This window comes from Sporosarcina sp. SAFN-015 (assembly GCF_059415085.1).
The window spans coordinates 132,022-144,387 of record NZ_JBPFDR010000003.1 but is presented as its reverse complement, the minus strand read 5'-3'; the positions used below and the strand labels follow the sequence as shown (position 1 = coordinate 144,387).

Sequence of the window (12,366 nt, the reverse complement as noted above, 5' to 3'; positions counted from 1 at the left end):
GCTCAAGAATATGGTTTTGCGCTCAAGAATATGATTCTGCGCTCAAGAATCCGTTTTTGCGCTCAAGAAAACGGTTTCGCGCTCAAAAATGTGGTTTTGCGCTCAAGAATCCGTTTCTGCGCTCAAGAATGTGGTTTCGCGCTCAAGAAAACGGTTTTACGCTCAAGAATGTAGTTTCTGCACTCAAGAATGTGGTTTCGCGCTCAAGAATATGGTTTTGCGCTCAAGAATATGATTCTGCGCTCAAGAATCCGTTTTTGCGCTCAAGAAAACGGTTTTACGCTCAAGAATGTAGTTTCTGCGCTCAAGAATGTGGTTTCGCGCTCAAGAATGTGGTTTCGCGCTCAAGAATGAGGTTTTGAAAGCACCGGCCCTGCCGGAAATCCTGTTATTTGGACATTAACTTGCAACTTCATAATTATCTTTGTCCAAAAGAGGACACATTGGAGAATTGTCACATTTGTTACCTTCTATCCGGTATAATAGGTGAAAAAGAGTGTCAGGGGGATTATGCATGTCAGACTACATCGATTTCATATTGAAAATAAAGAAAAAGACTGGAATCGACTTATCATTATATAAAGAAGCACAGATGAAAAGAAGGCTTACGTCCCTCTATGAAAAAAAGGGTTTCCACAACTTTTCGGACTATTATTCCGCAATACATAACGACGACACACTGCTCGATGAATTCCTCGATCGGATGACAATAAATGTTTCGGAATTTTACCGGAACGCACAAAGATGGGACGTTCTTGATAAGAAAATTTTCCCGATGCTGCTTGCCAATAACAAAAAGTTGAAAATATGGAGTGCCGCTTGCTCAACGGGTGAGGAACCGTATTCACTTGCCATGGTATTGTCTTCTCACGTTCCTTTAAGGGATATATCAATTTTAGCGACAGATCTTGATGCAGGCGTATTGGAGCGTGCGAAAGTCGGACTGTATCAAGAACGATCGTTGAAGGAAGTCCCCAAACCCATTTTGGACAAATACTTTGTCAATGAAGGACAGCACTACCAAGTGAAAGATGAAATTAAAAAGACAGTCCAATTCAAACAGCAAAACCTATTAGGGGATCCGTACGGCTCAGGATTCGATCTGATCGTATGCAGAAATGTAATGATTTACTTTACGGAAGAAGCGAAGGATCAGATCTACTCCGATTTTTCAAAAGCGCTAAAGCCAGGGGGAATTCTATTCGTCGGAAGTACCGAGCAAATTTTTAATCCGTCGAAATACGGATTTGAATCAGAAGAGACATTCTTTTACAGGAAACTTTGAGAAAACGTTTTCATATCATATTTATCTTTAAATCCGGAAAATATCCGGATTTTTTCATTAATACCTATAGTCAAAATTGTTTTAGTTTGATAAAGTGCTATGAAACGGATGTTTAATCCATCCTTAAGAAGAGAGATAAAGGAGGAAATGGAATGAGGTTTTTTACAGCTGGCGAGTCACACGGTCCACAATTGACAGCCATTATTGAAGGGTTGCCCGCTCAAATGCCATTGACGGCAGAAATGATCAACAACGAATTGAAAAGACGTCAAGGCGGCCATGGACGTGGTCGTCGGATGCAAATAGAAAAAGATCAGGTGCTTATTACCTCCGGTGTAAGACATGGGAAGACGCTCGGATCGCCTGTAACATTGACGGTCGTTAATGACGATTGGAAACATTGGACGAGTATTATGGGAGTCGAACCATTGGCGGACGATGTAAATCCCGAAGATATAAAGAGACAAATTTCAAGACCACGGCCAGGTCATGCGGATCTTGTGGGTGGTATGAAATATAGACATCGCGATTTACGAAATGTCCTTGAAAGATCCTCCGCAAGGGAGACGACGATGCGAGTAGCAATTGGAGCTGTAGCGAAACAATTTCTTCGTCAGTTAAACATCAACACAGTTGCACATGTGACGGAAATTGGCGGCATAACGACCGATCCTGAAACGTATTCCGGATTGTCGATGGATGAGCTGCGAACAATCATCGAGAATGATCCTGTCTATTGCGCGGATAAAGAGGCGTCTGCCAGAATGGTTGCAGCGATTGATGATATTAAAGGACGCGGAGATACGCTTGGGGGAGTCGTAGAGGTCGTTGTAGAAGGCTGCCCGCCAGGAATCGGCAGCTACGTCCAATTTGACCGTAAAATGGATGGAAAGCTTGCTGGAGCCATGATGAGCATTAATGCTTTCAAAGGTGTAGAGTTCGGATTGGGCTTTAAAATGGCACAAAAACCGGGAAGCGAAGTGCATGATGAGATTGCATGGTCAGAGGAGCTCGGCTACTATCGGAAATCCAATCGCCTAGGTGGACTTGAGGGAGGCATGACGACAGGAATGCCGATTGTCATCCGGGGTGTCATGAAACCGATCCCTACATTGTACAAGCCGCTTGAGAGCGTAGATATCGATACGAAGGAACCATTCGTAGCGACAATCGAGAGATCAGATCCTTGTGCAGTACCGGCTGCGTCAGTTGTTGCGGAGCATGTAATTGCAACCGAAATGGCAAAAGCGATTATGGATGAATTCCGATCCGATACGATGGATGGCTTGAAGGAAGAGATCGAGCGCTACCGACAATATGTAAAGGAGTTCTAATATGGGGAAACTGACCGTTCAATTGCCTGACGCACAATATGATGTTCGTATTGGAGAGCATGTGTTTGACTTGTTATCGACAGATTATCTCGACTTGCTGGAAAGTGCTGATCGAGTGGGGGTCATCGCTGATGAACAGGCAGCCGACCTTCACTTGCCAGTACTTCTTGAAGCCCTGCAAAAATCTGGAGTTGAACCTTTTATAAAGATAGTCCCTCAAGGGGAAAGTTGTAAGACGCAGGAAGTATATTTTGAATGCCAATCCTATTTAGTAAGAGAGAATTTCACCCGGAATTCCATCCTTATCGCATTTGGGGGAGGGGCATGTGGAGACTTGACAGGATTTGTTGCCGCCACTTTCATGAGAGGGATCAAATTCATCCAATGTCCGACGACTATCCTTGCACACGATAGTGCAGTGGGGGGGAAGACCGCCATCAATCTTCCGGAAGGGAAAAACATGGTCGGTTCCTTCCATCAGCCGTCAGTAGTATTATTCAATACGGAACTGTTACGAACATTGCCGCCTCGTGAAATTCGCTCGGGTATGGCGGAATTGATCAAGCATGCCTTCATTTCTGATGAAAAATGGTCTGTAATGCTGCTGGAAGAAGAGAATTTTACTAAACCAGCAGAAGAATGGTTATCGGAAGAACTGTTAAAAGGAATTAGAGTGAAAGCAGATATCGTCGCAGCAGATGAATTTGAGCATTCCACAAGAAAGTTTTTGAATTTCGGCCATACTTTCGGCCATGCTGTGGAAGCGGTTTGCGGCTTTGGAGGTCTGAGTCACGGGGAATGTGTTGTTATCGGTATGGCATACAGCTTCATTCTAAGTGAACGCCATGGAAAGATTAACCCGTCATTTACAAATCGTTATATTCAATTCGCAAGAAAGAATGGATATTCATTCGAACCGGTTTTGCAACATTCATTTAGCAGTTTCCTTGTCTTCATGGAAAAAGATAAAAAAGCTGCATTCGGCGAAATGAATTTCGTCATGTTGGAAGAGCTAGGCAAACCATTTGTAATGAAAGTTTCATCCGAAGAATGTGAACAGGCTTTTCTTGATTTGCAGAGAAGAATCAGAATGGGGGAACAGTCATGACTGTGAGAGGTGTAAGGGGGGCGACTACCGTTGTCTCAGATCAAACTGACATAGTACTTGATGCGACGAGAAATTTAGTAATGGAAATGGCAAAAGAAAATGCAGTTGCACCTGAAGAAATCGTTTCAGTCATCATTTCAACGACACGAGATATTGAATCAGCTTTTCCTGCTAAAGCAGTCAGGACGATTGATGGATGGAAATACGTACCGGTCATGTGCACGCATGAAATGGACGTTCCCGGTTCATTGTCACTATGCATCCGCATCCTTATGCATGTCAATTCCGAAACGAATCAAAAAGATATTAAACATATTTATCAAAACGAAGCAGTGAAGCTACGACCTGATTTGCAAAACTAAAAGATATTCAGACCGGAGGAATACATATGCAGTGGAAAACAGTTCTCAACACTATGAAGCCCTATACACCGGGAAGATCTATTGAAGCAGTGAAAAAGGCTTACGGATTGGACAATGTCATCAAATTGGCTTCGAATGAAAACCCGTACGGCTGTGCATCTACTGTAACTGAGTTTTTAGGCAGCACGACGATGCCGTTTGAAATTTATCCGGATGGACATGGGACAACTCTACGCGCAAAACTGGCAGAAAAACATAAAGTGGACGAATCATCAATCCTCTTCGGAAATGGATCTGACGAAATTATTTCAATCATTTCGCGCGCATTGCTTGATGAACAAGTCCATACAATCATGCCGACTCCGTCTTTTCCTCAATACGTTCATAATGCTAAAATTGAAGGGGCAGAAATTACAGAAATTCCTTTAAAGAAAGGTTATCATGATTTAAATGATTTCGCTAACGCGATAAATGAACGGACTGCCATCATTTGGGTATGTAATCCAAACAATCCGACCGGAAGCCTCATTCCAAGCGATGAGTTGGTACAATTTCTAGTACAAGTACCTGAAAATATCCTTGTCGTCCTAGACGAAGCATATTTTGAATATGTAACCGATCCAAATCATGTCGACTCCATTACATTGTTGGATCGTTTCCCTAACATCCTCATATTGCGCACATTTTCAAAAGCGTATGGTCTTGCGTCTTTCAGAATAGGGTATGCAGTTGGCTCATCTGATATTATTACCGAGTTGAATAAAGTGCGAAACCCTTTTAATAACAATACACTTGCAGTGGCAGTTGCAAGCAAGGCTTTGGAAGACGATGCATTCATCGAAAAATGCCGGACATTGAATGAAAAAGAGAGAGTGCGCTTCAAGAAATTTGCTGATGAAAAAGGAATCCACATGTTTGATTCAGAAACGAACTTCGTCTTACTAGAAGTCCCAAACGATGCCGATGAAGCTTCGGAATTCCTATTACAGCATGGCTTTATCGTTAGAAGCGGCAATGCACTTGGAACTCCTGGATATGTCAGAATTACCATCGGGACTGAATCACAGAATACTGGGTTGCTTGAAGCATTTACTCTTTTATTACAAGAAAAAGGTAGATGAAAATGACTGATAATGTAGCAATTATAGGCTTGGGTCTCATAGGGGGATCACTGGCGCTAGCATTAAAACGTGGCGGCCGTAATATACAAATAACAGGTTTTGACCGTTCTTATGCAACTGCAGACGAAGCGTACCGCCGAGGTATCGTTGATAGAATTGCGCCTTCCGCAAAGGCGGCATGCGAAAAGGCGGATTTCATTATTTTTGCAACTCCGGTGAATACGACGATTGCCTTGATGGAAGAAGCTTCGGAATGGACATTCAAAGAAAATGTCATCATTACCGATACGGGCAGCACGAAAAATCCTATCATGAGGGCTGCCGAAAGACTCCAGAATAGAGGTTTGACATTCATCGGAGGACATCCGATGGCTGGATCACATAAAAGCGGCATCGCTGCAGCTAAAGGGCATCTTTTCGAAAATGCATATTATGTGTTAACACCTTCCGAACATGAAAGCTCTGAACAAATCGATAGGTTGACTGATCTGTTGGCTCCTTCAAAAGGCAAAATCGTTGTCTTAGATGCAGCCGAGCATGATCGAATGACTGCAATTGTAAGTCATTTTCCTCATATCATCGCGTCATCACTTGTTGGAAGACTGGCTGATCAGGAAAAAGAACAGCCTTTTGTGAAAAATCTGGCGGCTGGCGGTTTCCGCGATTTAACACGTATTGCTTCCGCAGATCCTACAATGTGGCGGGACATTACGATTCAAAATCGTGACGAGCTACTTGGGCAATTGGATGGATGGCTAGAGGAAATGCAGTCGATCCGTTCTATGATCGTGGAAAATGATCCCGATCGAATATACAATTTCTTTTCCGATGCTAAGGAATTCAGGGACCACTTGCCTTCCACTTTCAAGGGAGCAGTACAAGGCGCCTTGTATATGACGTTTGATTTACATATCGACATCCCAGATCATCCCGGTATTATTTCTGAAATAACGAAAATCCTTGCAGATGAACAAATAAGCATAACGAACATACGAATTGTCGAGACACGGACGGATGTCTATGGGATTCTCGTCATCAGTTTCCAAACGGCTGACGATCGTAAAGCTGCAAGGGCGGTTCTTGCAAAAACAACGGATTATAGTATGCATATTCTCTAATAAGGGGGCTTCTTCATGGTTGAAACGAAAACAGTGGAATACGATAAGCCTTTAGTAAAAGGTTCAATTAAAGTACCTGGTGACAAATCTATATCCCATCGTGCTATTATGTTAGGGTCGATAGCGAAAGGCCGTACTGCAATTAAAGGTTTCCTAGATGGAGAAGATTGTTTGCGGACGATCGAGATTTTTAAGCGATTGGGCGTCTCGATCGAACGAAAAGGAACAGATGTTGTCGTAGATAGTCCTGGGATTGGAAAGTGGACAACTCCGAAGGAAGAGCTATATGCTGGGAATTCAGGGACGACTGCAAGATTGATGCTCGGAATCTTATCCGGTTCACCGGTCACTTCCACAATGACCGGGGATGACTCTTTGTCGAAGCGACCGATGAAAAGAGTGACTACTCCATTGCAATCAATGGGTGCGTCTATCGCTGGCGCAGAGAGTGGAGATTTCCTTCCGCTGACAATTGAAGGCACTGAGCTCGAAGGAATTGACTACAACATGCCAGTTGCAAGTGCGCAAGTGAAATCTGCGATTCTGTTTGCAGGATTAAATGCAGAAGGAGAAACGGTTGTCAGGGAAACTGCTGTGTCAAGAGATCATACAGAGCGGATGCTCAAACAGTTTGGGGCAGAACTTGTTCAAGATGGGAAGACTGTAAGCATCAAGGGCGGTCAGGCTTTGACAGGTACAGACGTCACCGTTCCCGGAGATATATCCTCGGCAGCCTTTTTCATGGTTGCTGCAGCCATGATAGAAGGCAGTGAAGTAGATTTCTTGGATGTTGGTCTAAATCCGACAAGAACAGGGATTATTGAAGTGTTGCGTCAAATGGGAGCTAAAGTGGATATACTCGAACAAAACGGTGAAATGGGCGAACCTTATGGGGTAGTAAAAGTTTCTCACGACCGTTTGGAAGGAATAGAGATAAGTGGGGATATCATACCGACGCTGATCGATGAATTGCCGATCATCGCATTGCTGGCCACTCAAGCAACAGGAACAACCGTCATAAAGGATGCCGGGGAACTACGCGTCAAGGAAACAGACCGCATTGCCGCCGTCACTGACGAACTAACGAAGCTAGGTGCCAATGTCAAAGCGACAGACGACGGTATGATTATAGAAGGGCCTACAGCGCTATCAGGGGGCGAACTGAAATCGTATGGCGATCACAGAATAGGAATGATGGCTGCCATTGCCTCATTGGTATCGGATGGTCCTATTCATATTGAAGACCCTTCTTGCATAGCGATTTCTTACCCGAACTTTTTTGATCATTTGTCGCAAATCGTCTCGGCGCGCATTGAAGAATAATTTTCCTAGTGTATACATTTTGAAGGATCAGGTGAAAATATGAAGCAGTTACATGATTTTGAAAAAGCGGTACACGATGGAGATATAGGGCAAGTTAATGACTTGATTGATCGTGTGGAAAAGTCCGGAGACTTCGATTTACTATATGAAGCTGCGGGATTATTAGTCGATTACGGATATGTCGGCCAAGCCGACCATATTTACGAAACATTGATCTCCTATATGCCTGACGAACCGCAATTGAAGATTGACCGGGCAAATACTTTGATGGAACTTGGCGATGAAGATGAAGCGTTGCTGTTGCTTTCAGAAGTAACGCCTGACCAAGAGGAATATGTCCAAGCGCTATTAGCTCTAGCCGATTACTATCAGATGATAGGGATGGCAGAGGCAGCTCTCGGAAAGGTGAAAGAGGCTCTCTCTCGTTCGCCGCATGTACCGGTCATCCGATTTGCTTACGCTGAACTTCTTCTCGATTCGGGGAGATATCTCGAGGCCGCGAAGCTATACTCCGAACTTTATGATGAAGGTCATAATGAAATCGCTGGTATGTCGATTCCGCTTCGGCTCGCTGAAACATATAGTGCAGGCGCGGCTTATGAGGAAGCGCTCCCTTATTACGAAAAAATTTTGGCAGATGAGCAACTACCCGACACGCTGTTCGGAGCTGCATACGCCTACTATCAGAGCAGTCAGCCGGATAGGTCGATAAATTTGCTTGAAGATTTAATTGTAATGGATCCCGATTATTTCTCTGCTTATATGCTAGCTGGTCAAGCATATTCCCAATTAGGGGACGACGAGAAGGCATTTGAATTATTCAAACAAGGCATCAAACGTGATGAATTTGACAAGGAACTTCGACTCTCAGCGGGCAAATCAGCGCTCAAGCTAGGATTGCCTCTTGAAGCGGAAGAACATTTGCAGCATGCAATTGCACTGGATCCCGAATATATCGATGCCATTGTAACACTTGCTTCTCTCTATAATGAAAGGGAAGAGCATGGGGAACTGCTGAAACTTCTGACTGAAATGAATGAAGAACAAATGGACATTCCACTTTTATCTGCATTCAAAGCTTATGCTCTTGAAAGAGAGGAACAATATGCACATGCATACGTATCTTACAGTAAGGCATATGCTGGAATGAAGGATGATCCATCATTTTTGGATCGATACGCAAGATTTCTTTTGGATGAAGGAAAAAGGGATGAAGCTATCGAAGTAGTTAAGACGCTAGCAAGCTTTACACAACATGAGGAATGGACCGCTTTTCTTGAAACGTTGAATGACGAGGAGGTGTGATATGACAGCCATGATTCCTGTCGCTGCCAAAAAAGACTTCGTGCGGTGGTTTTTAAAGCGCTATAAATTGAAGCGCCGGGAATGTGTGTGGATTTTGAATTATCTATTGAGCCATGAGCAACTTCTTCAAAACGTCCACTTTACGGATGAAGCACATTACTGTCCGCGGGCGATGGTTATTTCAACAATAAATTCGGAAAGCATCCCTTTCCGTTTTTACAAAGGCAATCTAATGACTGCCGATGCGGAAAAATCATTTCATGATTTGCGTCTCCACCCGGAGGAAAAAATGTATATCCAATTGAATTTCCCGAACAGCCATGCATGTCCAGAATATGCAAGCGTACGGGAGGAAAACCCGTTTCTTCCTGTAGAGCTCCAAGTGAGCGCGCGGGATCGGAAAATTGCCGAGCAGCTTCTAGAGGAGAGTGTAGCCTCATTGTCCATGGATCTGCTTATGAAAAGAGTCGATGAGGCACTTGACGCCAATGACCGGGAACGGTTCCTCATCCTGTCGGCAATGCTGAACGATATGAAGATTACAAAAGACTAATGACTCCGTCTTCCAGATGGAGTCATTTGCATGAATATTATTAGGGGGCTGGTTAAAGTGAATTGGACAGGCAAGGATATGGATACATATTTGCTTCAAAAAGAATATATCGATACGTTGGTGATTCCGCTTGTAAAAGTTGAAACGAAGATGGATAATATGAAGACAAGCGCTTCTTCGACAGAATTCGTCATGCATCTCGCGTCTTTGATTGAGACTCAATTCAAAGGGAGGATGATGTTTGCGCCTCCTTTTGCTTATACTTCAGCAACGGATAAACAGCAAATGGCCGAAACGACAATGCAGGAATTTTCCGATACAACATTCAAGCACGTTTTCTTCTTGACGACCGATCACACTTGGACGTCAATGGATCTGCCTGGACAAGTTATTTGGATGCCTTCAATCCCGTTGGAAAACATGGATGCCTCTTTGCGGCAATCAATCCTGGAAGATCAGCTGCGTCAGTCTTTGCCAATATTCACCGAGCAATGGTCGAAGCAATAACTGCTCCATTGTTAGTCGTCTTTCCCACTTAGCTTAATTTAACTGTCGAGTGGTTATGTATGGAATGTGTGTAAAATTCATGAATTGTTCACAATCTGTACATACAGCTGAAAGCATGATTGAATTTACACTAATATTGATATATCATAGATATGTCCTAGTTTTACAATTAGCAAAAGTATGTCCGTTGGACTGATTTTGGAGTAAGAGGAGGGAAACTGATGAGCAGCAAAGTGTCTAGACGCCAATTCCTAAGCTATACATTAATGGGTGTCGGTGGATTCATGGCTTCAGCAATGTTGATGCCGATGGTCCGCTTTGCGGTCGATCCAGTATTGCAACCAAAAGGTGAAGGTGAGTTCGTTCCGACTCCGCAAAAAGCGGACGATCTAACTGAAACGCCTGTACGTGTTGACTTTACTATTAAAGATCGTAAAGATGCATGGTACAAATCCGATGTATCGAACACCGCTTGGGTCTACAAAGAAGGCGATACGATCATCGCACTTTCTCCTGTCTGTAAGCACCTTGGATGCACGGTGAACTGGGAAGGCGACGAAAAGCATAAGAATGAATTCTTCTGCCCTTGCCATAATGGACGTTACGAGAAAAATGGTAAAAACATACCAGGAACTCCACCACTCGGACCGCTTGATGAGTTTACGGTCGAAGTCGTGGATGGCTATGTACATCTTGGAAAAACGGTTCCAAACACATTAGTTTAATATGTAAGGGGGTACGACCGAAGTGCTGAATAAAATTTATGATTGGGTTGACGAACGGTTGGATATCACCCCGATTTGGCGTGATATCGCTGACCATGAAGTACCTGAGCACGTGAACCCTGCACATCATTTTTCTGCATTCATTTATTGTTTCGGAGGTTTGACGTTTTTCGTAACGGTCATCCAGATTCTTTCAGGCATGTTCCTTACAATGTATTACACCCCGGATATTGAAAATGCATGGAAATCCGTTTACTATCTTCAAAACGAAGTTGCATTCGGTGAGATTGTGCGTGGGATGCACCACTGGGGAGCATCGCTAGTTATCGTAATGATGTTCTTGCATACATTGCGTGTATTCTTTACTGGCTCATATAAAAAGCCTCGTGAATTGAACTGGATCGTCGGAGTATTAATATTTATCGTTATGCTTGGTCTAGGTTTCACAGGTTACTTATTGCCATGGGATATGAAAGCGTTGTTCGCTACTAAAGTTGGTATTGAAATTGCTGCATCGGTGCCATTCATCGGTGAACAAATTAAAATCCTTCTTGCGGGTGACTCCACAATTCTTGGAGCTCAAACATTGACACGATTCTTTGCGATTCATGTATTTTTCCTACCTGCTGCTTTGCTTGGGTTGCTTGCGGCACACTTTATCATGATCAGAAGACAAGGTATTTCCGGTCCGCTATAAGATTAACATGCAACAATATGTTGATCGTCTGAAATTAGAATAAGGAGGGGACAAAATGCAACGCGGAAAAGGTATGAAATTTGTTGGTGACTCGCGCATCAAAGCAGAAGGCAAGATGCCGAATGTCCCTAAAGATTACTCGGAATATCCGGGTAAAACAGAAGCTTTCTGGCCGAACTTCCTCTTGAAAGAGTGGATTATCGGTGCCATCTTCCTAATCGGATATTTAATTCTGACAGTTGCCCATCCGTCTCCGCTTGAGCGTCAAGCTGATCCTACGGATACAACATACATACCGGTTCCTGACTGGTATTTCCTATCCATGTACCAATTGCTAAAGTATGAGTTTGCATCCGGACCGTTTAACGTAGTCGGTGCGATTATCATGCCTGGTTTGGCTATTGGAGCTTTAATGCTTGTTCCTTTCATGGATACTTCGAAAGAGCGTCGTCCATTCAAGCGCCCTCTTCCGACTGCTTTCATGCTCCTTACTTTCGCAGCACTTTTCTATTTGACATGGGAATCAGTCGTGAACCATGACTGGGAAAAAGCGAAAGCACAAGGTGCAATTGTTGAAGAAGTTCAATTCGATCCAGAATCTGAAGGTTATCAGATTTACGCAGGATCTTCATGTATCGGCTGTCATGGTGACGCTTTCCAAGGTGGTCTAGGACCAGCATTAATCAACACAGGACATACACCAGAAGAGATTGTCGACATTGCACATAATGGTATTGGTACAATGCCACCAGGGCAATGGACAGGCTCGGACGAAGATTTGCAAGTCCTAGCAGAATTCCTTGCAGGCTTGAAAACTGAAGAGTAATATCAACAGGAAAAAGAGTCAGGAGACTGACTCTTTTTTTTTACAAATTATTATACATAAACGTTTTAATTAACTGCTGAATGACATTTCTTTTTGGGGAGA

14 protein-coding genes are annotated in these 12,366 nt (G+C 43.5%); all 14 read left to right on the top strand.

All coding sequences use genetic code 11. The features are described 5' to 3' along the window. Window positions 1–362, top strand: a 362-nt coding sequence (locus tag ACR65H_RS06480; protein ID WP_440499345.1) for a hypothetical protein, incomplete at its 5' end; no start/stop codon positions are given. Between the two features lie 152 nt (window positions 363–514). Beyond that, the gene (locus ACR65H_RS06475) at window positions 515–1,285 is read left to right on the top strand and encodes a CheR family methyltransferase (RefSeq protein ID WP_440499344.1); all 771 of its coding nucleotides are present in this window, start codon (window positions 515–517) and stop codon (window positions 1,283–1,285) included. 152 nt (window positions 1,286–1,437) lie between these two features. Then, window positions 1,438–2,619 carry a chorismate synthase gene (gene aroC / locus ACR65H_RS06470; protein WP_440499343.1) on the top strand — a complete coding sequence of 394 codons (1,182 nt, stop codon included), beginning with the start codon at window positions 1,438–1,440 and terminating at the stop codon, window positions 2,617–2,619. Window position 2,620: 1 nt separating this feature from the next. Beyond that, a complete protein-coding gene (gene aroB / locus ACR65H_RS06465; RefSeq protein ID WP_440499342.1) occupies window positions 2,621–3,727 on the top strand; it encodes a 3-dehydroquinate synthase in 1,107 nt (368 codons plus the stop codon). Next, window positions 3,724–4,089 carry a chorismate mutase gene (gene aroH, locus ACR65H_RS06460; protein ID WP_440499341.1) on the top strand — a complete coding sequence of 122 codons (366 nt, stop codon included), beginning with the start codon at window positions 3,724–3,726 and terminating at the stop codon, window positions 4,087–4,089. Before aroB ends, aroH begins: the two co-directional genes overlap by 4 nt. Window positions 4,090–4,115: 26 nt before the next feature. After that, the gene (hisC, locus tag ACR65H_RS06455) at window positions 4,116–5,210 is read left to right on the top strand and encodes a histidinol-phosphate transaminase (RefSeq protein WP_440499340.1); all 1,095 of its coding nucleotides are present in this window, start codon (window positions 4,116–4,118) and stop codon (window positions 5,208–5,210) included. Between the two features lie 2 nt (window positions 5,211–5,212). After that, window positions 5,213–6,328, top strand: a complete 1,116-nt coding sequence (locus tag ACR65H_RS06450; RefSeq protein ID WP_440499339.1) for a prephenate dehydrogenase — start codon at window positions 5,213–5,215, stop codon at window positions 6,326–6,328. Window positions 6,329–6,343: 15 nt separating this feature from the next. Then, a complete protein-coding gene (aroA, locus tag ACR65H_RS06445) occupies window positions 6,344–7,651 on the top strand; it encodes a 3-phosphoshikimate 1-carboxyvinyltransferase (RefSeq protein WP_440499338.1) in 1,308 nt (435 codons plus the stop codon). Between the two features lie 39 nt (window positions 7,652–7,690). Continuing rightward, window positions 7,691–8,956, top strand: coding sequence for a tetratricopeptide repeat protein (locus tag ACR65H_RS06440; RefSeq protein WP_440499337.1), 1,266 nt, complete (start codon window positions 7,691–7,693; stop codon window positions 8,954–8,956). A 1-nt stretch (window position 8,957) separates the two neighbouring features. Beyond that, window positions 8,958–9,509 carry a ReoY family proteolytic degradation factor gene (locus ACR65H_RS06435; RefSeq protein ID WP_440499336.1) on the top strand — a complete coding sequence of 184 codons (552 nt, stop codon included), beginning with the start codon at window positions 8,958–8,960 and terminating at the stop codon, window positions 9,507–9,509. 30 nt (window positions 9,510–9,539) lie between these two features. Continuing rightward, on the top strand, window positions 9,540–10,016 hold the full coding sequence (locus tag ACR65H_RS06430; RefSeq protein WP_440499335.1) for a DUF2487 family protein: 477 nt from the start codon (window positions 9,540–9,542) through the stop codon (window positions 10,014–10,016). A 218-nt stretch (window positions 10,017–10,234) separates the two neighbouring features. After that, entirely contained in the window at window positions 10,235–10,741 is a 507-nt protein-coding gene (locus ACR65H_RS06425; RefSeq protein ID WP_440499650.1) for a QcrA and Rieske domain-containing protein, read from the top strand. 22 nt (window positions 10,742–10,763) lie between these two features. Further along, window positions 10,764–11,438, top strand: coding sequence for a menaquinol-cytochrome c reductase cytochrome b subunit (gene qcrB, locus ACR65H_RS06420; protein WP_440499334.1), 675 nt, complete (start codon window positions 10,764–10,766; stop codon window positions 11,436–11,438). A gap of 55 nt (window positions 11,439–11,493) precedes the next feature. Further along, window positions 11,494–12,264 (top strand): c-type cytochrome, encoded by a 771-nt coding sequence (locus tag ACR65H_RS06415; RefSeq protein WP_440499333.1) that lies wholly within the window; start codon window positions 11,494–11,496, stop codon window positions 12,262–12,264. Window positions 12,265–12,366 lie beyond the last annotated feature (102 nt).